The 20,080-nt window shown below is 70.1% G+C and carries 15 protein-coding genes; 12 read left to right on the top strand and 3 right to left on the bottom strand.

What is annotated here, in order from left to right:
• Window positions 1-95: 95 nt before the first annotated feature.
• From ACGFW6_RS34275 to ACGFW6_RS34265, 3 genes are all read right to left on the bottom strand, one after another.
• Window positions 96-1,040 carry a carbohydrate kinase gene (locus tag ACGFW6_RS34275; protein ID WP_393518847.1) on the bottom strand — a complete coding sequence of 315 codons (945 nt, stop codon included), beginning with the start codon at window positions 1,038-1,040 and terminating at the stop codon, window positions 96-98.
• Entirely contained in the window at window positions 1,037-2,095 is a 1,059-nt protein-coding gene (locus tag ACGFW6_RS34270) for a LacI family DNA-binding transcriptional regulator (RefSeq protein ID WP_393518845.1), read from the bottom strand. The genes ACGFW6_RS34275 and ACGFW6_RS34270 overlap by 4 nt, the downstream gene beginning before the upstream one ends.
• A 497-nt stretch (window positions 2,096-2,592) precedes the next feature.
• On the bottom strand, window positions 2,593-3,549 hold the full coding sequence (locus ACGFW6_RS34265) for a hypothetical protein (protein WP_393518842.1): 957 nt from the start codon (window positions 3,547-3,549) through the stop codon (window positions 2,593-2,595).
• 665 nt (window positions 3,550-4,214) lie between these two features.
• Here ACGFW6_RS34265 and uvrC point away from each other — a divergent pair.
• From uvrC to pgi, 12 genes are all read left to right on the top strand, one after another.
• Window positions 4,215-6,497, top strand: coding sequence for an excinuclease ABC subunit UvrC (uvrC, locus tag ACGFW6_RS34260; RefSeq protein ID WP_393518839.1), 2,283 nt, complete (start codon window positions 4,215-4,217; stop codon window positions 6,495-6,497).
• Entirely contained in the window at window positions 6,494-7,510 is a 1,017-nt protein-coding gene (rapZ, locus tag ACGFW6_RS34255; RefSeq protein WP_393518836.1) for an RNase adapter RapZ, read from the top strand. The genes uvrC and rapZ overlap by 4 nt, the downstream gene beginning before the upstream one ends.
• Window positions 7,507-8,574, top strand: a complete 1,068-nt coding sequence (gene yvcK, locus ACGFW6_RS34250) for a uridine diphosphate-N-acetylglucosamine-binding protein YvcK (RefSeq protein WP_393518833.1) — start codon at window positions 7,507-7,509, stop codon at window positions 8,572-8,574. The genes rapZ and yvcK overlap by 4 nt, the downstream gene beginning before the upstream one ends.
• Entirely contained in the window at window positions 8,565-9,554 is a 990-nt protein-coding gene (whiA, locus tag ACGFW6_RS34245; RefSeq protein ID WP_062719176.1) for a DNA-binding protein WhiA, read from the top strand. The genes yvcK and whiA overlap by 10 nt, the downstream gene beginning before the upstream one ends.
• A 151-nt stretch (window positions 9,555-9,705) precedes the next feature.
• Window positions 9,706-12,660, top strand: coding sequence for a M14 family zinc carboxypeptidase (locus tag ACGFW6_RS34240; RefSeq protein ID WP_393518830.1), 2,955 nt, complete (start codon window positions 9,706-9,708; stop codon window positions 12,658-12,660).
• A gap of 229 nt (window positions 12,661-12,889) precedes the next feature.
• Window positions 12,890-13,897, top strand: coding sequence for a type I glyceraldehyde-3-phosphate dehydrogenase (gap, locus tag ACGFW6_RS34235; protein ID WP_393518827.1), 1,008 nt, complete (start codon window positions 12,890-12,892; stop codon window positions 13,895-13,897).
• A 143-nt stretch (window positions 13,898-14,040) separates the two neighbouring features.
• On the top strand, window positions 14,041-15,252 hold the full coding sequence (locus tag ACGFW6_RS34230; RefSeq protein WP_393518824.1) for a phosphoglycerate kinase: 1,212 nt from the start codon (window positions 14,041-14,043) through the stop codon (window positions 15,250-15,252).
• Between the two features lie 5 nt (window positions 15,253-15,257).
• A complete protein-coding gene (gene tpiA / locus ACGFW6_RS34225) occupies window positions 15,258-16,034 on the top strand; it encodes a triose-phosphate isomerase (protein WP_393518822.1) in 777 nt (258 codons plus the stop codon).
• A 137-nt stretch (window positions 16,035-16,171) separates the two neighbouring features.
• A complete protein-coding gene (gene secG / locus ACGFW6_RS34220; RefSeq protein WP_055514354.1) occupies window positions 16,172-16,402 on the top strand; it encodes a preprotein translocase subunit SecG in 231 nt (76 codons plus the stop codon).
• A 201-nt stretch (window positions 16,403-16,603) separates the two neighbouring features.
• Window positions 16,604-16,939, top strand: a complete 336-nt coding sequence (locus ACGFW6_RS34215) for an RNA polymerase-binding protein RbpA (protein WP_003976875.1) — start codon at window positions 16,604-16,606, stop codon at window positions 16,937-16,939.
• Window positions 16,940-17,082: 143 nt separating this feature from the next.
• Window positions 17,083-18,351 (top strand): MFS transporter, encoded by a 1,269-nt coding sequence (locus ACGFW6_RS34210; RefSeq protein ID WP_393518819.1) that lies wholly within the window; start codon window positions 17,083-17,085, stop codon window positions 18,349-18,351.
• 52 nt (window positions 18,352-18,403) lie between these two features.
• Window positions 18,404-20,059, top strand: a complete 1,656-nt coding sequence (gene pgi, locus ACGFW6_RS34205) for a glucose-6-phosphate isomerase (RefSeq protein WP_393518816.1) — start codon at window positions 18,404-18,406, stop codon at window positions 20,057-20,059.
• Window positions 20,060-20,080: the final 21 nt, after the last annotated feature.

The following is a 20,080-nucleotide window of genomic DNA, read 5'->3' as shown; positions in this document are numbered from 1 at the left end:
GACTTCATTCCGCTCTTGAGGAGTCAAGGTCCTTCGCGGCCGCCCGTTGGATCATCAGCGGCCCCGGCCAGGCGGCCGCGAAGGACCTTGACTCCTCAAGAGCGGAATGAAGTCCGCGCCGAACGCCCCTGGAAAGCCCCCAGTTCGGACGCGTACGGCGGTTCGGCACCCGCACGGGAGCAGGTGATCGCGGCAGCCCGCGCCGCGAACCGCAGCAGCCGTGTCCAGCCGTCGGCATCGAGTCCCACGAGCGCGTCGGCGGACAGAGCGTCCTGGGCGGCCAGGCCGTGCAGCAGAGCCGCGTTGACAGTGTCGCCCGCACCGATCGTGTCCACGACGTCGACCTCCTCGCCGGGTACGGAGTGCACGGAGCCGTCCCGTATGTAGGCGATCAGCCCGTCACCGCCCCGGGTGATCACCACGGCCGCAGGCCCTGCCTCCAGCCACTCACGCGGCGTGCCACCCAGCCACTCCGCGTCCTCCTCGGAGAGCTTCAGCAGCGACACCGACGGCAGCCAGCTCTTGAACCGGGCCCGGTAGCCATCCGGGTCGGGGATCAGTCCGGCCCGGATGTTCGGGTCGAGCGCGGTGAACACCCCTTGGGCTGCCGCAGTCCGCATCAGCTCCTCATAGGCGCTCGCCCCGGGCTCCAGGACGAGCGAGCAGGTGCCGAACGAGACCGCGCGAGCCTGCGCGGGCAGTTCCGAAGGCGCCGTGAAGAGCCGGTCGGCGGTGCCCTCGACGTAGAAGGAGTAGGCCGCCGACCCCTTCTCGTCGATGGTGGCGACCGCGAGCGTCGTCGGCTCGATCCCGCGCTGCACGGCCGACACGTCCACCCCGGCCTCCCGCAGCCCGTCGAGCAGGGCCTCACCGAACGCGTCGGAGGAGGTCCGGGAACAGAAAGCCGTGGGGGAGCCGAGCCGGCCGAGAGCCACGGCGGTGTTGTACGGGCCACCGCCGAGCGCCGGCTTCAGGCTCGCCAGGGCGCCCGTGCCCTGCGGTACCAGGTCGATCAGGGCCTCACCGGCGACGACGATCACGAGGCGGTTCCTTTCACGGACGTCACGGACGTCAGGGACTGTTCGGGGCAGCCGCACGAGGTGCGGTGGACGAAGGTGCAGGCAAGACGCACGGTCCGGGCAGGCCGGTCCGGCGAGGAGAGACGGTCCAGCAGCGCGCTCACCGCCTGGGCGCCGAGGTCCCTGCTGGGCTGGGCGATCGCGGTCAGCCTGGGTGAGAACAGATCGGCCCAGGCGAAGTCGTCGAAGCAGCACAGCGCGATGTCATCGGGCACGGACAGGCCGTGGTCGCGCAGGCCGCGCAGGGCACCCATGGTCATCGCGTTGTTGGCGGTGACGAGCGCGGTGGGCGGTTCGGTGAGTGCCAGCAGCGCGCTGGTGGCCTGTTCGGCGGCGGCCGACTCGGAGTCCCCGTGCACGACGAGCCCTTCGTCGTACGCGAGCCCGGCGGCTGTCAGGCCGTCCCGGTAGCCGGTGAGCCGCTCGCTGGTGGTGCTGAGCCCCGGGAGTCCGGCGACCAGGCCGATCCGTCGGTGACCGAGCCCCGCGAGGTGGGTGACCAGGCGGGCCATCGGCTCGGCGCTCTCGGCGCAGACCTGGTCGAACCCGGTCCAGGCGTCCGCCGAGGTGTCGACCACGCGGTCGAGGAGAACGGTCGGCACTTTGTGGCGCCCCAGGTAGGCGAGGAGCTCCCTGGGATCGGCGGAGGGCGCGACGATCATGCCGTCCACGCGGCGCTCGTGCAGCAGTTGCACGACCTTGCGTTCATGCTCCGGATCGTCGTGGGGGTCGGCGATGAGCAGGCCGTAGCCGTGCTCCAGGGCCGCGGCCTCGACGCCTTGGAGGATCTCCGTGAAGTACGGGTTGCTGATCGCCGACACCGCGAGCCCGATCGAACGGGTCCGCGAGGTCACCAGGGAGCGGGCGAGGGTGTTCGGCGTGTAGCCGAGCTCCTCCATGGCGTCCAGCACCGCCTGGCGGGTGTGGGGCAGCACGGGCCGGGTCTCGTTCAGCACATGGGAGACGGTCGCCACGGACACACCGGCGCGCCGCGCGACGTCGGTCATGGTCGCCATAGAGGATCCCGGCCTCTCTCGGTCCCTTCCCGGCAGCGCCCCGTCCCTGGGCCGCCGCGGGTCTTTCTGGCCGGGAAGGTATCCCATCCGGTGCCAGACGTAAACGCTTGCGCAATCGCTTACGTCACACGCCGCACGAGTCGAAGGAGCCTTCGGGGCGGAGAGCGCACAGGTGCTCCAAGGCGCCCTGGGATCAAAAACCGACGTCAGAGGCCGACGGGCGGCGAGCGATCAGGTCGTACACCGGCCATGGACCGGCCGTTGACCGGTCGGCGGCCGCCCCGGCCGGGTGCCAGCCGTCGACCAACCGTGGGCAGGCCGTCGACCACCCGTCTACCACCCGCGGGCAGGCCGTCGACCACCCGTCGACCAGCCGTGGGCAGGCCGTGGACCAGCCGTGGGCAGGCCCTCGACCACCCGCGGGCAGGTCGTAGTCACGCCGTAGTCGGGCCTCGGTCAGGCCGTGGCAAGGCCGGCGGGGGCGCTCACTCGGGCGCTCACTCCCACTCCCACCCGATGCCCACGATCCCGGTCCGCACCCGTGGCTCGACGAGGTGGACGGAGCGGTGCAATCCGCTGATGGCCAGCCCCTGTCGGCCACTGCGGGGTGCCGCCGCGGAATGCTGGGCGAACCGGTGACAGCGGGCCGGGAGGGCGTTCTCGGCGAAGCGGACCTGAAGGGCGTACTGGCCGCCCGCGAGAGGGAAGCCGCGGGCGTACTCGCGGGACGCGTCGGCCGTACCGTCCTCGATGCCGTAGCGGAACAGATAGGTGTCCCCGGCCCGCAGGCGCGTGCCGAAGAGCAGTTCGGCGACGAGGACACCGGTGTCGTGGTGCCAACGGACCCGGCCCGTACGGCAGTTCTCCAGCGCGCGCACGGACATGCGCTCCGGCACGCACCCAGGATCGCCGTGGTGGACGGCCACGAAGCGGTCCACGCCGTCCTTGTGGGCCCGCACGATGTGGTGCGACTCGCGTCCCGCCAGTTCGCGGCGCGCCCCGATCCTGACCTGCTCGTGGTGGGCAAGGGTGTGCAGGCCGCCGTCGACCGGACAGTCCAGCTCGGCCAGCAGCCGCTCCAGCATCCCCGAGGCCTCCACCAGGGAGCGGTAGGAGCGAGCGGCGGGCTGCTGGAGCGCGGCGTGGTCGTCGGCCTCGGACAACAGCCTGATCAGGGACTCCTCCGGTAGCTGGAGGATCTCCTCCAGCGCCCTCACCGCACGCAGGGACTCGGGTCGCTGGGGCCGCCTGGCTCCCTGCTGCCAGTAGCTCAGGCTGGTCACGCCGACCTTCACGCCGCGCCGGGACAGATGGTGCTGCACGCGCTGGAGAGGCAGTCCCCGGGCGGCTATCGCTGCGCGCAGGGCGGCGTGGAAGGGACCGCCTCGCAGGGCCGTGTCCAGTTCCGCGGAGGCGACGGCGGCGATGTCCGCGTGCTGAGTGGCGTGCGGCATGCAGGGGCCTTTCTGTGGTTGTTTCACAACGGCTGGTCAGACCGTTCGCGCGGCAGATCGGGGTCACCCCGTCGGGGCGCCGGGGGATGTTCACATCCGTACGCCGCCGTTCAGTTCCCCGAGTTCCCCCGCATTGAAGCGTGTTGACCAAGTCCCGACAACACCTGATGCCCAACAGCAGCCCACTCCTGGCCGAGTCGCTATACGTCCACATCAAGTCGTCGTGTCCGTGCCGGTGCTGCCGAGCAGGTCCCTGACGCCGTACGGCGGCTGCGGCCGACTCCGGCCGGGAAGCCGCGTCGGACTGCCGCGACGGCTCTCGCCGGATTGTGGAGATCGGCCTATGGCTCCGGTCACAGCCCGATGCCCGCAGGTCACCCGGGACACCGCGGACGACCACCTCCGTGCACGTCACCGGAGCACCCCGGACGACCACCTCTGTGCAGGTCACCGGAGCACCCCGGACGACCACCTGCGTGCAGGTCATCCGGAGGGCCCGGGACGACCGCCTCCTGCCACGCCGGGCGCATGGGCCGGCTCCTGCAGGACCGCGACGGCCCCCGCCCTGTGCTGGCCGTTCTCACGTTCCCGGAGCCCCGCCGGAGGTGGCGGAGGTTATCCACAGCCTCGCCGGAGTGTCACCGGGCGCCAGTAGGGTGTGAGACATGGCCGACCCCTCCAGCTACCGCCCCAAGCCGGGACAGATCCCCGACTCTCCCGGGGTGTACAGGTTCCGTGACGAGCACCGCCGGGTGATCTACGTCGGAAAGGCGAAGAGCCTGCGCCAGCGCCTGGCGAACTACTTCCAGGACCTGGCGGGCCTGCACCCGCGCACCCGCACGATGGTGACCACGGCCGCGTCCGTGGAGTGGACGGTGGTGTCCACGGAGGTCGAGGCCCTCCAGCTGGAGTACTCCTGGATCAAGGAGTACGACCCCCGGTTCAACGTCAAATACCGCGACGACAAGAGCTACCCCTATCTCGCGGTGACGATGAACGAGGAGTTCCCCCGCGTGCAGGTGATGCGCGGTCACAAGAAGAAGGGCGTCAGGTATTTCGGGCCGTACGCGCACGCGTGGGCGATCCGGGACACCGTCGACCTCCTGCTGCGCGTCTTCCCGGTCCGCACCTGCTCGGCCGGCGTGTTCAAGAACGCCTCCCGCACCGGCCGCCCCTGCCTCCTCGGCTACATCGGCAAGTGCTCCGCTCCCTGCGTGGGACGCGTCTCGGCCGAGGACCACCGTGAACTCGCGGACGAGTTCTGCGACTTCATGACCGGCCGCACCGGCACCTATCTGCGTCGTCTGGAGACGCAGATGATGGAGGCGGCCGAGGAGATGGAGTACGAGCGGGCCGCCCGCCTGCGCGACGACATCGAGGCCCTGAAGAAGGCCATGGAGAAGAACGCGGTCGTGCTCGCCGACGCGACCGACGCCGACCTCATCGCCGTCGCCGAGGACGAGCTGGAGGCGGCCGTGCAGATCTTCCACGTCCGCGGCGGACGCGTGCGCGGCCAGCGCGGCTGGGTCACCGACAAGGTCGAGGAGATCACCACCGGCGCCCTCGTCGAACACGCGCTGCAGCAGCTCTACGGCGAGGAGACCGGGGACGCGGTGCCCAAGGAGGTCCTCGTCCCGGCCCTGCCCGACCCGCTGGAGCCCGTGCAGGAGTGGCTGTCGGGGCGCCGCGGCTCGAATGTCTCGCTGCGCATCCCCCAGCGCGGCGACAAGCGCGCGCTCATGGAGACGGTGGAGCGCAACGCCCAGCAGGCTCTCGTCCTGCACAAGACCAAGCGCGCCTCCGATCTGACCACCCGCTCCCGGGCGCTGGAGGAGATCGCCGACGCCCTGGACCTGGACAGCGCCCCGCTGCGGATCGAGTGCTACGACATCTCCCACCTCCAGGGCGACGACGTGGTGGCCTCCATGGTCGTCTTCGAGGACGGCCTGGCGCGCAAGAGCGAGTACCGCCGCTTCCAGATCAAGGGCTTCGAGGGCCAGGACGACGTCCGCTCCATGCACGAGGTGATCACCCGCCGCTTCAAGCGCTACCTCGCGGAGAAGGAGCGCACGGGGGAGTGGGCCGACGGTGAGAACACCCTCGCCGGTACGTCGTCCGACTCCCTGGGCGACCCGTCCTCGACACCGGCCGACGACACGCCCACCGAGACTCTCGGCGACCCGCCCTCCACGCCGGTCGGCGACCCGTCGGCCACGCCGGTCGGCGACACCTCCCCCGTCTCCCTCGCCGGCTCGCCCTCCACGTCGCCCGGCGACCCGTCGGCCGCCCCGCTCACCGCCACCGACCCGCTCACCGCGGCGTCCTCCGACCCCCTCACCAACGGCCTCAAGGACGACGACGGCCGTCCGAAGCGCTTCGCCTACCCGCCCCAGCTCGTCGTCGTGGACGGCGGCCAGCCGCAGGTCGCGGCCGCTCAGCGGGCCCTGGACGAGCTGGGGATCGACGACATCGCCGTATGCGGTCTCGCCAAGCGCCTGGAGGAGGTCTGGCTGCCCGGCGACGACGACCCGGTCGTCCTGCCCCGCAGCAGCGAGGGCCTGTATCTGCTCCAGCGCGTCCGTGACGAGGCCCACCGCTTCGCGATCACCTACCAGCGCACCAAGCGCGCCAAGCGCTTCCGGTCGAGCCCGCTGGACGACGTCCCCGGCCTCGGTGAGACCCGCAAGCAGGCGCTGATCAAGCACTTCGGTTCGGTGAAGAAGCTGCGAGCTGCGACCATCGATCAGATCTGCGAGGTCCCGGGCATAGGCCGCAAGACGGCCGAGACGATCGCCGCGGCATTCGCCCAGGCGGCCCCGGCCGCGCCCGCCGTGAACACGGCGACTGGAGAGATCATGGAAGACGAGGGATCCGAGACGACGGCGGAGACCTCGGGGGAGCCCGTGTCCGCGGGCGCCCCGGACGAACGACGGGGGCAGGAGAGATGAGCGAGCACCACACACAGCCCACAGGCGAGCGAGATCAGCAGGCCCAGGAAACGCACAAGAAGACCGGCGAGGATCTCACCCAGCAGGACGCACCCCAGAACGACGGAGCACAGGTGAGTACGGGTAGCGACGCAGCCGGGGCCCCCGAGGCGGCCATCCCCGAGCTGGTGATCATCTCCGGCATGTCCGGGGCCGGCCGCTCGACGGCGGCGAAGTGTCTGGAGGACCTCGGCTGGTTCGTCGTCGACAATCTCCCGCCCGCGCTGATCCCCACCATGGTGGAGCTCGGTGCCCGTTCCCAGGGCAACGTGGCGCGGATCGCGGTGGTCGTCGACGTCCGCGGCCGACGCTTCTTCGACAACCTCCGTGACTCCCTCTCCGACCTCGACACCCGGGGGGTGACCCGCCGGATCGTCTTCCTGGAGTCCTCCGACGACGCCCTGGTGCGCCGCTTCGAGTCGGTGCGCCGCCCGCACCCCCTCCAGGGCGACGGCCGCATCGTCGACGGCATCGCCGCCGAGCGTGAGCTGCTGCGCGAGCTGCGCGGCGACGCCGACCTGGTGATCGACACCTCCAGCCTGAACGTGCACGAGCTGCGGGCCAAGATGGACGCCCAGTTCGCCGGCGAGGAGGAGCCCGAGCTGCGGGCCACGGTCATGTCCTTCGGCTTCAAGTACGGCCTCCCGGTCGACGCCGACCTGGTCGTGGACATGCGCTTCCTGCCCAACCCGCACTGGGTCCCGGAGCTGCGACCGTACACCGGCCTCAACGAGGAGGTGTCGGCGTACGTCTTCAACCAGCCCGGCGCGAAGGAGTTCATCGACCGCTACTCCGAGCTGCTCCAGCTCATCGCGGCCGGATACCGTCGCGAGGGCAAGAGGTACGTGACCATCGCGGTCGGCTGTACCGGTGGCAAGCACCGCTCGGTCGCCACCTCCGAAAAGCTCGCCGCCCGCCTCGCCTCCCAGGGCGTGGAGACGGTGGTCGTACACCGGGACATGGGACGGGAATGACGGGACGTACTCCGCGGCTGAGCAGGTTGCGCCGGGCGATGCCCGAGTCACGCGCAAGCCGGCCCGCCGAGGCCCGGGGCGGCCGACCGCGCCGCCGGGGCACCCAGCCCAAGGTCGTCGCGCTGGGCGGCGGCATGGGGCTGTCGGCCTCGCTCGCCGCGCTGCGCCGGATCACCGGCGACCTCACCGCCGTCGTCACGGTGGCCGACGACGGCGGCTCCAGCGGGCGGCTGCGCGACGAACTGGGCGTGCTGCCGCCCGGCGACCTGCGCAAGGCGCTGGCCGCGCTGTGCGGCGACGACGACTGGGGCCAGACCTGGGCCCGCGTCATCCAGCACCGCTTCCACTCCCAGGGCGACCTGCACGACCACGCGGTCGGCAATCTGCTGATCGTCGCCCTGTGGGAGCAGCTCGGCGACCACGTTCAGGCCCTCGACCTGGTCGGCAAGCTGCTCGGCGCGCACGGGCGGGTGCTTCCCATGTCCGCCGTGCCCCTGGAGCTCCAGGCCCTGGTCAAGGGCCACGACCCGGACCGGCCCGAGGACGTCGACACCGTCCGGGGACAGGCCACCGTCGCCCTCACCCCCGGTGAGGTGCAGTCGGTGCACGTCGTGCCGCACGACCCGCCGGCCGTCCCGGAGGCCGTCGCCGCCGTCCGCGACGCGGACTGGGTGGTGCTCGGCCCCGGGTCCTGGTTCTCCTCGGTCATCCCGCATCTGCTCGTGCCGGAACTCCTGGACGCGCTCACCGAGACGAAGGCGCGCCGGGTACTCTCCCTGAACCTCGCCCCGCAGCCCGGAGAAACCGAGGGCTTCTCCCCGCAGCGTCATTTGGAGGTTTTGGGACGACACGCCCCTAAACTCGCCCTGGACGTGGTGCTGGCCGACGAGGCCGCCGTGCCCGACCGCGATGTGCTCACCGAGGCCGCCAAGCGGCTCGGTGCGGCGGTCGAGCTGGCCCCGGTGGCCCGGACGGACGGGACGCCCCGGCACGACCCGGAGCTCCTCGCCGCCGCGTACGACCGTATTTTTCGGATGCATGGAAGGATCGGCCCATGGCGATGACGGCAGCGGTGAAGGATGAGATCTCCCGACTCCCCGTCACCCGGACCTGCTGCAGGAAGGCGGAGGTCTCCGCCATTCTGCGGTTCGCCGGCGGCCTCCACCTGGTCAGCGGGCGCATCGTGATCGAGGCGGAGCTGGACACCGCCATGGCGGCCCGCCGCCTCAAGCGGGACATCCTGGAGATCTTCGGCCACAGTTCCGAGCTGATCGTGATGGCTCCGGGCGGGCTGCGCCGCGGCTCGCGTTACGTCGTACGGGTGGTTGCGGGCGGTGACCAGCTGGCCCGGCAGACCGGCCTGGTCGACGGGCGGGGCCGCCCGATCCGCGGCCTGCCCCCGCAGGTCGTGTCCGGGGCCACCTGTGACGCCGAGGCCGCCTGGCGCGGCGCCTTCCTCGCGCACGGCTCGCTCACCGAGCCGGGCCGCTCCTCCTCCCTCGAGGTGACCTGCCCGGGCCCCGAGGCCGCGCTCGCCCTGGTCGGCGCAGCCCGCCGCCTGTCGATCGCCGCGAAGGCCCGTGAGGTGCGCGGAGTGGACCGGGTCGTCGTCCGCGACGGTGACGCCATCGGCGCCCTGCTCACCCGTCTGGGCGCACACGAGTCGGTGCTCGCCTGGGAGGAGCGCCGGATGCGCCGCGAGGTCCGCGCCACGGCGAACCGCCTCGCCAACTTCGACGACGCCAACCTGCGCCGTTCCGCCCGCGCGGCCGTCGCCGCCGGTGCCCGTGTCCAGCGCGCCCTGGAGATCCTCGGCGAGGAGGTCCCCGAGCACCTCGCCGCCGCCGGACGTCTGCGCATGGAGCACAAGCAGGCGTCCCTGGAGGAGCTGGGCGCGCTCGCCGACCCGCCGCTGACCAAGGACGCCGTCGCCGGCCGTATCCGCAGGCTGCTGGCCATGGCCGACAAGCGGGCCCAGGACCTCGGCATCCCGGGCACCGAGGCCAACCTCAGCGAGGAGCTGGCGGACAACCTCGTCGGGTGACGTGACTGATCGTCAACATCTGGGTGCCGGCGTCCACTTGGGGCGTCGGCACCAGTATTTGTCGGTCTTTGCGGCACTCTTGACTGGAACATGAAGTGGCATGAGCCTGGCAGTCATTCGTCACTGTGGCGAAACACTGCTAGGGGGGTACATGAGACCCAGAGCGAGATCGATCCTCGCTGTCGGCGCGCTCCTCATAGGTGGAGCGAGTATCGCACCCATCGCCCAGGCACAACCGGGTGGTTCACAAGATTCCGACCCGAGTGAAGTCAAGGTCTTCCGGGCCGAGGTCACCAAGAAGCAGGTACCCCTGCTGCTGGCGGCCGGCCAGGACGGCCACGAACTCAGTGAGCAGGCGCCCGAGAAGGGCACGGCCACCGTCGAGGTCTACCTCACCGACGACCAGGCCGAGAAGCTCCAGAAGCAGGGCGTCGAGCTCACCGAGCACGACCTCTCCGCCAAGGCGGAGGCCCGCACCGAGAAGGCCGCGGAGGGCGTGTTCCGCCCGTACAGCGGGGCCGGGGGGCTCAAGGAGGAGATAGTCAGGACCGGGCAGCAGAACCCGGGCCTGACCAAGGTCGTGTCCATCGGAAAGACGGTGGGCGGCCAGGACATCCTCGCGCTCAAGCTCAGCAAGAACGCCAAGAAGACGAAGGACGGCGCCAAGCCCGCCGTCCTCTACATGTCCAACCAGCACGCGCGTGAGTGGATCACGCCGGAGATGACCCGGCGCCTGATGCACTACTACCTGGACAACTACAAGACGGACAAGCGCGTCAAGAAGATCGTCGACTCGACCGAGCTGTGGTTCGTCCTCTCGGCCAACCCCGACGGGTACGACTACACCCACAAGGACGCCGCCAACCGTCTGTGGCGCAAGAACCTGCGGGACATCAACGCCGACGGCGTGATCAGCACCGGTGACGGCGTCGACCTCAACCGCAACTTCTCCTACAAGTGGGGCTACGACGACGAGGGTTCGTCCCCGAACCCCACCAGCGAGACCTACCGCGGCGCGAGTGCCGGCTCGGAGCCCGAGACCAAGGCGCTGGACGCCTTCCAGAAGCGCATCGGCTTCACCTACGGCATCAACTACCACTCCGCCGCCGAACTCCTCCTCTACGGCGTCGGCTGGCAGGTGGCCACCAACACCCCCGACGACGTGCTGTACAAGGCGCTCGCCGGCACCCCGGACAACTCCGCGATCCCCGGCTACCGGCCGCAGGTCTCCTCGGAGCTGTACACGACCAACGGCGAAGCCGACGGTCACGCCTCGAACGTCAACGGCCTGGCGATGTACACGCCCGAGATGTCGACCTGCCAGACCGCGTCGAACATCGACCCGAACGACCAGTGGAACGCGGCCGACTGCCAGTCGGTGTTCAACTTCCCGGACGACGAGAAGCTGATCCAGGACGAGTTCGCCAAGAACGTGCCGTTCGCGCTGTCCGTCGCGGAGAGCGCCGAGCGTCCCGACCAGCCCGTCTCCTCGCTCGGCCTGAAGGCCGCCGACTTCACCCCGGCGCCGTTCACCACGTCGTACTCCCGCGGCGCCGACCAGGAGGTCTCCGTCGTCGTACGCAAGTCCGTGCGCGACAAGGAGCTCAAGTACCGCGTCAACGGCGGCCGTACGCACGACATGGCGCTGCGGCCCTGGAAGGGCGGCGAGACGTACGGCGGTGAGGACAACCTCTACTTCGACGAGTACCGCGCCAAGGTCGCCGACGGCGATCGGGGCGACAAGGTCGAGGTGTGGTTCACCGGCGAGACCAGGAGCGGGAAGAAGGTCTCCAGCGAGCACTTCACGTACACCGTGGCCGAGCGGCCGCGCGCGGACGTGCTCGTGGTCGCCGAGGAAGGCGCGGGCGCCCCGCACGCGCAGAAGTACGTCGACGCGCTCAAGGCCAACGGCCACCGGGCGCTCGTCTGGGACGTCGCCGCGCAGGGCGCGCCCGACGCGCTCGCCGTGCTGGGCCACTTCGACACCGTCGTCCACTACACGGGCGCGAACGTCCCGGGCAACGCCACCCAGCTCCAGCTGCGCGCCTACCTCAACGAGGGCGGCAAGCTGATGGAGGCGGGCGAGCAGGCCGGCGGCAACGTCGACCTCGGCGACGGCACCCTGTCGAACGACTTCAGCCAGTACTACCTGGGCGCCTACACCCGTACGTCGCTGCCCGGCGCCACCGGCTTCACCGGCTCCGGCAGGCTCGGCGGCTTCACCGGCGCGCTCGGTGACGCCACCGGCAACCCGCTGGACAAGGCCGGGAGTTACAGCGTCACCTCGGACCAGCTGGCGGCCGACAAGTACCCGCAGTTCGCCAGCGCGGGCGCGGGCCAGTTCGCCGGGACGGTCAACCCCTACGGCCCCTACGCGGGTTCGTGGATGGTGGCCGCCGTGCACACCGACGACGCCTACAAGCGGCTCACCAGGACCGTCGACCTCACCGGTGTGACCGCGGCGCAGCAGCCGACCCTGCGCACCCAGTTGCTGTGGGACGTCGAGCCCGGCTACGACAACGTCCTGATCGAGGCCCACGGCACCGGGGCCGAGGACTGGACGACACTCCCGGAGAAGAACGGCGCCACCTCCAACACCGTGCCTGCGGAGTGCGAGGCCGGCTTCTACATGGCCGAACACCCCTGGCTCAAGCACTACCTGACGCAGTCGGCCGCGGGCTGCACCGCGTCCGGCAGCAGCGGCCAGTGGAACGCCCTCACCGGCGCCTCCGCGGGCTGGAAGCAGGTCGAGTTCGACCTGAGCGCGTACGCCGGCAAGTCGGTGGAGATCTCGATCAGCTACGTCTCCGACCCGGGCTTCGGCGGGCGCGGCGTCCTCGCCGACCAGGCCGCACTCGTGGTCGGCGGCACGGCCACCGAGACCGAGGGCTTCGAGACCTCGCTCGGCGCCTGGAGCGTGACCGGACCGCCCGCGGGCAGCCCGGCCGTGCTCAAGGACTGGGCGCGCACCGGAGCGCTGTTCCAGACGTACGGCGCGATCACCACCGACGACACGGTGCTCCTCGGCTTCGGCCTGGAACACCTCTCCGCGGCGGCCGATCGTGCGGCGCTCATCGGAAAGGCCCTTTCCTCACTTGAGAAATGACACGCCGAGGTCAACCGTGCACGACCCACGGTGACCGAAACGAGTGATCCGGGCTTCCCGGCGGGGCGGTCCGTACCCCTACTGGCGGGTACGGGCCGCCGTGCCGTCTATGAGGCATCTGGATGTCACCACGGAGGCCGCAGAGAGGTAGGGTCGTAGGCGGTCGGGGACATCCCAAATAGAGCTCGCCGGCACCGCATGGCCGGCGTACCAACGAGGAGATCGGTTCGTGACGATCCGCGTAGGCATCAACGGCTTCGGTCGTATCGGTCGCAACTACTTCCGCGCGCTGCTGGAGCAGGGTGCAGACATCGAGATCGTGGCTGTCAACGACCTGGGTGACACCGCGACCACCGCCCACCTGCTGAAGTACGACACCATCCTGGGCCGTCTCAAGGCCGAGGTGTCGAACACCGCCGACACGATCACCGTCGACGGCAGGACCATCAAGGTCCTCTCCGAGCGCAACCCCGCCGACATCCCGTGGGGCGAGCTGGGCGTCGACATCGTCATCGAGTCGACCGGCATCTTCACCAAGAAGGAAGACGCCGCCAAGCACATCGCCGGTGGCGCGAAGAAGGTCCTCATCTCGGCTCCGGCCAAGGACGAGGACATCACCATCGTCATGGGTGTCAACCAGGACAAGTACGACCCGGCGAACCACCACGTCATCTCCAACGCCTCCTGCACCACCAACTGTGTGGCGCCGATGGCGAAGGTCCTCGACGAGAACTTCGGCATCGTCAAGGGTCTGATGACCACGGTGCACGCGTACACGAACGACCAGCGCATCCTGGACTTCCCGCACAAGGACCTGCGCCGCGCCCGTGCCGCCGCCGAGAACATCATCCCGACCACCACGGGTGCCGCGAAGGCCACCGCGCTGGTCCTGCCGCAGCTCAAGGGCAAGCTGGACGGCATCGCCATGCGCGTCCCGGTCCCGACCGGCTCGGCCACCGACCTCGTCGTGGAGCTGTCGCGCGAGGTCACCAAGGACGAGGTCAACGCCGCCTTCAAGAAGGCCTCCGAGGGCGAGCTGCAGGGCTACCTGACCTACACCGAGGACGAGATCGTCTCCTCGGACATCGTCAGCGACCCGTCGTCCTGCACCTTCGACTCCTCCCTGACCATGGTCCAGGAGGGCACGTCGGTGAAGATCCTCGGCTGGTACGACAACGAGTGGGGCTACTCCAACCGCCTCGTCGACCTGACGGTCTTCGTCGGCAACCAGCTCTGATCGGCAGAGCAGGCACCTTGATGTGAGGGCAGGGCCCGTGCGGCGCAGGGACGCGCCGCCCGGGCCCTGACTCACGTGCAGACCAGGCCTTTTAGGATCACTGGCGATCCGAGCATACGAACCCTCCTCGGGAGTCCCCTTCCATGAAGACGATCGACGAACTCCTCGCTGAGTCAGTCGCGGGCCGGCGGGTCTTCGTCCGCGCCGACCTGAACGTGCCGCTGGACGGCACCACCATCACCGACGACGGCCGCATCCGCGCCGTGCTGCCCACCGTCAAGGCCCTGGCCGAGGCGGGCGCGCGCGTGGTCGTCGCCTCGCACCTGGGCCGCCCCAAGGGCGCCCCGGACCCCGCGTTCTCCCTCGCGCCCGCCGCCGCCCGCCTCGGTGAACTCCTCGGCGCCGACGTGGCGTTCGCGACCGACACGGTCGGCGAGTCCGCCCGGGCCGTCGTCGCGGGCCTGACCGACGGCCAGGTCGCCGTCGTGGAGAACCTGCGCTTCAACGCCGGCGAGACCAGCAAGGACGACGCCGAGCGCGCCGCCTTCGCCGAGCAGCTCGCCGCCCTCGCCGACGTCTACGTCGGTGACGGCTTCGGCGCGGTGCACCGCAAGCACGCCTCCGTGTACGACCTCCCGGCCAAGCTGCCGCACTACGCCGGCTACCTCATCGCGAACGAGGTCGCCGTCCTCAAGAAGCTCACCGAGGACGTCAAGCGGCCCTACGTCGTCGCGCTCGGCGGCGCCAAGGTGTCCGACAAGCTCGCCGTCATCGACCAGCTGCTCGCCAAGGCGGACCGGCTGCTCATCGGCGGCGGCATGGCGTACACCTTCCTCAAGGCCAAGGGCTACGAGGTCGGCATCTCCCTCCTCCAGGAGGACCAGGTCCCGGTCGTCACCGAGTACATGGAGCGCGCCGAGAAGAGCGGCGTCGAAATCGTCCTGCCGGTCGACGTCCTGGTCTCCACCGAGTTCCCGGACCTGAAGACCAAGGCGCCGGCCAACCCCACGACCGTCGCCGCGGACGCCATCCCGGCCGACCAGGAGGGCCTGGACATCGGTCCGGAGACCCGCAAGCTGTACGCCTCGAAGCTCGCCGACGCCGCCACCGTCTTCTGGAACGGCCCCATGGGCGTCTTCGAGCACCCCGACTACGCCGAGGGCACCAAGGCGGTCGCCCAGGCCCTCGTCGACTCCAAGGGATTCACCGTGGTCGGCGGCGGCGACTCCGCCGCGGCCGTCCGCACCCTGGGCTTCGACGAGAACGCATTCGGCCACATCTCGACCGGTGGCGGCGCCTCCCTCGAATACCTCGAGGGCAAGACGCTCCCCGGCCTCGCCGCACTGGAGGACTGACCTCAATGAGCACGCGCACGCCGCTGATGGCGGGCAACTGGAAGATGAACCTCAACCACCTCGAGGCCATCGCGCACGTCCAGAAGCTCGCCTTCGCCCTGGCCGACAAGGACTACGACGCGGTCGAGGTCGCCGTCCTGCCGCCCTTCACCGACCTGCGCTCCGTGCAGACCCTGGTCGACGGCGACAAGCTGAAGATCAAGTACGGCGCCCAGGACATCTCGGCGCACGACTCCGGTGCCTACACCGGCGAGATCTCCGGCCCGATGCTGGCCAAGCTGAAGTGCACGTACGTGGCGATCGGCCACTCCGAGCGCCGTCAGTACCACGCGGAGACCGACGAGATCGTCAACGCCAAGGTCAAGGCCGCCTACAAGCACGGCCTGACCCCGATCCTGTGCGTCGGTGAGGAGCTGGAGGTCCGCGAGGCGGGCAACCACGTCTCCCACACCCTCGCCCAGGTCGAGGGCGGTCTGAAGGACCTCCCGGCCGAGCAGGCCGAGTCCGTCGTGATCGCCTACGAGCCCGTGTGGGCCATCGGCACCGGCAAGGTCTGCGGCGCCGACGACGCGCAGGAGGTCTGCGCCGCCATCCGCGCCAAGATCGCCGAGCTGTACACGCAGGAGCTGGCCGACCAGGTCCGCATCCAGTACGGCGGCTCCGTGAAGTCGGGCAATGTCGCCGAGATCATGGCAAAGGCCGACATCGACGGCGCCCTGGTCGGCGGTGCCTCGCTGGACGCCGACGAGTTCGTCAAGATCGTGCGCTTCCGCGACCAGTGAGCCGGGCGCCCGCGGGCGCACCGCAAGCAGTGAGTATGCGCTAGCGGCGATCCGTCGTACCCTTGCGGGGGCATGGTAGCCAGCTACCGTGCCCCCGTCGTCCATCCGAGTCCGAGAGAGTTGGTCCAGCCGTGGTTTTGGGGTTCTCGATCGCCCTGATCGTCTTCAGCGGGTTGCTGATGCTGCTGGTGCTGATGCACAAGGGGAAGGGCGGCGGCCTCTCCGACATGTTCGGCGGCGGCATGCAGTCTTCCGTCGGCGGCTCCTCCGTCGCCGAGCGCAACCTCGACCGGATCACTGTTGTGGTCGGTTTGCTGTGGTTCGCGTGCATTGTCGTGCTCGGCATTCTGATGAAGGTCAACAACTGACCGGCACGCACATTCCGTACGTAAGGCCCCATGTTCGGTACGCGCAGCTCAGCGCGGCCTATCATGGGGCTTGCGTCTTTGTGTGAGGGCTCTGTAACTCCAATCACTGGACGCGCGTTGGGCCTTACGTAGACTGAGGCGCTCGCAGCGAAGCGAAACGCCGACTCGCTTTGCGGCACCATCACGCAGGGAGTTACGACCGTGGCAAGTGGCAACGCGATCCGAGGAAGCCGGGTCGGGGCGGGGCCGATGGGCGAGGCCGAGCGGGGCGAGTCCGCGCCCCGGCTGCGCATCTCCTTCTGGTGCTCCAACGGGCATGAAACGCAGCCCAGCTTCGCCAGCGACGCGCAGGTTCCCGAAACCTGGGACTGCCCGCGCTGCGGCTTTCCCGCCGGACAGGACCGGGACAACCCGCCGGACCCGCCGCGCACCGAGCCCTACAAGACGCATCTCGCGTATGTACGGGAGCGGCGCAGCGACGCGGACGGCGAGGCGATCCTCGCCGAGGCGCTCGCCAAACTGCGGGGCGAGATCTAGGAATTGAGGACCGGCCGGGTACCCATGGGTGCTCGGCCGGACCGCTCCGAGTGCTGCCCGGATCCCGCTCCGGGCCGATTGTCAGTGGTGCCCTCTACGGTTTGTGTATCGATCTTTCGCATCGACGGACCGCAGGGGGAGCAGTGGCGTTGGCTGAAGCGGTGGGCGGGCGCACGCCGGCGTGGCGCGGTGGGTTCGGACGGCTGTGGAGCGCCGCCGTGCTCTCCAGCTTCGGAGACTCCCTGCGTACGGCCGCCCTGCCGCTCCTCGCCGTGACGCTGACGGACCGGCCGCTGCTGATCGCCGCGGTCACCGCCTGTGGCTATCTGCCCTGGATCATCCTCGGGCTGCTCGGCGGCGCCGTCGCCGACCGGGTGGACCAGCGGCGCGCGATGTGGACGGTGGACGCGTTACGCGGACTCCTCGTCGCCGCGTTCGCCGTGGCCGTGGCGCTCGGGCACGCCTCGATCGGTCTCCTCATCGCGCTGGCTTTCACCCTGACCGCGCTGCAGACCCTCTTCGACAACGCCTCCACGGCCCTGCTCCCCGCCCTGGTGGACCGTGACGCGCTCGGCAGCGCGAACGCCCGGCTGATGACCGGGCAGCGCATCGCGGGCGGACTCATGGGCGGGCCGCTCGTGCCGCTGCTGCTGACGGCCGGGGCCGCCGTCCCGTTCGCCGCCGACGCCGCCACCTTCCTGGTCGCGGCCGCGCTGGTGGCCTCACTGCGGATCGAGGCGCCCGGGCGGGCGCCGGCCCCGGAGGGCAGCACCCTGCGCCGGGAGATCGCGCAGGGACTGCGGACCCTGTGGCGTGACCGGGCGCTGCGCGGGCTGTGCGCCGCCACCGCCCTGTGCAACATCGGCATGGGCGCCCAGCTCGCCACCCTGGTCGTCCTGGTGACCGGATGGCTCGACGCCGGCGCCGGGGGCTACGCGGCGGCGGGCGCGGCGTTCACGGTCGGCGGTCTGGCCGGGGGAGTGGCGAACGGCTGGATCGTGAAGCGGCTGGGCCGGGTGCGGGCCGTGCTGACCGCGGGCGTCGTGCAGACCGGGGCCCTGGTGGTCATGGGCACCGTGCGCAGCCTGGCCGTGCTGGTGGTGGCGCTGGCCGTCTTCGGGATCATGGGCATGGTGTGGAACGTCAACACGACGACGCTCATGCAGCAGCGCAGCCCTTTCGAGCTGCTCGGCCGAGTGGCCTCGGCCTTCCGGACCCTGGCCTTCGCCGGGGTGCCGCTCGGCGCCCTGCTGGGCGGTGCCGTCGCCACCGCGTGGGGCCTGAACACCCCGCCCCTGCTCACGGCGGTCTTCTTCGTACTGGCCCTCGTCGCGCTGATACCCGCGGGCAAGCAGGACGTACCTGTTGTTGCGCCGGACGACGACGCCAGGACAGCTCACGTCCGGCGCTGATCAATTAGGTTGGGACCGCTCGGACAGGCACGAAAGAAGGCTGAAGTCGGACATGAACGCAGACGGCCGTACCAGGCTCAACCAGACGCCCGAGTGGACCGCGCTGGCCAGGCACCGCGAGGAGCTCGGCGAAGTGCGGCTGCGGGAGCTGTTCGCCGCCGACCCCGAGCGCGGCTCGGGCCTCACGCTCCAGGTCGGCGACCTGCACATCGACTACTCCAAGCACCTGGTCACCGACGAGACGCTGCGGCTGCTGCGCGAGTTGGCCGCCGCGACGGACGTGTTCGGGCTGCGGGACGCCATGTTCCGTGGCGAGAAGATCAACACCACCGAGGACCGCGCCGTGCTGCACACCGCGCTGCGCGCCCCGCGGGACGCGGTGATCGAGGTCGACGGGGAGAACGTCGTCCCGGGCGTGCACGCGGTCCTCGACAAGATGGCCGGCTTCGCCGACCGGGTCCGCTCCGGCGCCTGGACCGGCCACACCGGCAAGCGGATCAAGAACGTCGTCAACGTCGGCATCGGCGGCTCCGACCTCGGCCCGGCGATGGCCTACGAGGTGCTGCGCAGCTTCACCGACCGCGACCTCACCGTCCGCTTCGTCTCGAACGTCGACGGCGCCGACCTGCACGAGGCCACCCGCGACCTGGACGCGGCGGAGACGCTGTTCATCATCGCCTCCAAGACGTTCACCACGATCGAGACGATCACCAACGCCACGTCCGCGCGCGACTGGCTCCTCGCCGAGCTGAAGGCCGGACCGGAAGCCGTCGCCAAGCACTTTGTCGCCTTGTCGACGAACGCCGAGAAGGTCGGCGACTTCGGTATCGACACGGCCAACATGTTCGAGTTCTGGGACTGGGTCGGCGGGCGCTACTCCTACGACTCGGCGATCGGCCTGTCCCTGATGATCGCCATCGGGCCGGACCGCTTCCGCCAGATGCTCGACGGTTTCCGGACCGTCGACGAGCACTTCCGCACCGCCCCCGCCGAGGAGAACGTGCCGCTGCTGCTCGGTCTGCTGGGCATCTGGTACGGCAACTTCCACGACGCCCAGTCGCACGCGGTGCTGCCGTACAGCCACTACCTGTCCAAGTTCACGGCGTATCTCCAGCAGTTGGACATGGAGTCCAACGGCAAGTACGTCGGCCGGGACGGGCGGGAGGTCGACTGGCAGACAGGTCCGGTGGTGTGGGGCACGCCGGGCACCAACGGGCAGCACGCGTACTACCAGCTGATCCATCAGGGCACCAAGTTGATCCCGGCGGACTTCATCGGCTTCGCCGAGCCGGTCGCCGAGATGAGCGACGGGCTCAAGGCGCAGCACGACCTGCTGATGGCGAACTTCTTCGCGCAGACGCAGGCGCTGGCGTTCGGCAAGACGCCGGAGGAGGTGCGCGCGGAGGGGGTGCCGGAGGAGCTGGTGACCCACAAGACGTTCAAGGGCGATCACCCGACGACCACGATCCTCGCGCGAGAGCTGACGCCGTCCGTGCTGGGTCAGTTGATCGCGCTGTACGAGCACAAGGTGTTCGTGCAGGGCGCGGTGTGGAACATCGACTCCTTCGACCAGTGGGGCGTGGAGCTCGGCAAGGTCCTCGCCAAGCGGGTCGAGCCCGCGTTGACGGAGGGTGCCGAGGTTCCGGGTCTGGACGCGTCGACGAAGGCGCTCGTCGCCAAGTACCGGGAGCTGCGCGGCCGGAAGTGACACGGTTACGGAAAGCGGGCG

Origin of the sequence: Streptomyces sp. Y7 (genome assembly GCF_043195415.1) — a bacterium.
Lineage (GTDB): Bacteria > Actinomycetota > Actinomycetes > Streptomycetales > Streptomycetaceae > Streptomyces.
This window is presented reverse-complemented; position numbering and strand designations above follow the sequence as displayed.

Excerpts from the sequence above, each read along its gene's own strand:
- ACGFW6_RS34270 (WP_393518845.1), bottom strand. The coding sequence starts at position 2,095 with ATGGCGACCATGACCGACGTCGCGCGGCGCGCCGGTGTGTCCGTGGCG.
- ACGFW6_RS34265 (WP_393518842.1), bottom strand. The coding sequence starts at position 3,549 with ATGCCGCACGCCACTCAGCACGCGGACATCGCCGCCGTCGCCTCCGCG.
- uvrC (WP_393518839.1), top strand. The coding sequence starts at position 4,215 with ATGGCCGACCCCTCCAGCTACCGCCCCAAGCCGGGACAGATCCCCGAC.
- rapZ (WP_393518836.1), top strand. The coding sequence starts at position 6,494 with ATGAGCGAGCACCACACACAGCCCACAGGCGAGCGAGATCAGCAGGCC.
- yvcK (WP_393518833.1), top strand. The coding sequence starts at position 7,507 with ATGACGGGACGTACTCCGCGGCTGAGCAGGTTGCGCCGGGCGATGCCC.
- whiA (WP_062719176.1), top strand. The coding sequence starts at position 8,565 with ATGGCGATGACGGCAGCGGTGAAGGATGAGATCTCCCGACTCCCCGTC.
- ACGFW6_RS34240 (WP_393518830.1), top strand. The coding sequence starts at position 9,706 with ATGAGACCCAGAGCGAGATCGATCCTCGCTGTCGGCGCGCTCCTCATA.
- ACGFW6_RS34230 (WP_393518824.1), top strand. The coding sequence starts at position 14,041 with ATGAAGACGATCGACGAACTCCTCGCTGAGTCAGTCGCGGGCCGGCGG.
- tpiA (WP_393518822.1), top strand. The coding sequence starts at position 15,258 with ATGAGCACGCGCACGCCGCTGATGGCGGGCAACTGGAAGATGAACCTC.
- pgi (WP_393518816.1), top strand. The coding sequence starts at position 18,404 with ATGAACGCAGACGGCCGTACCAGGCTCAACCAGACGCCCGAGTGGACC.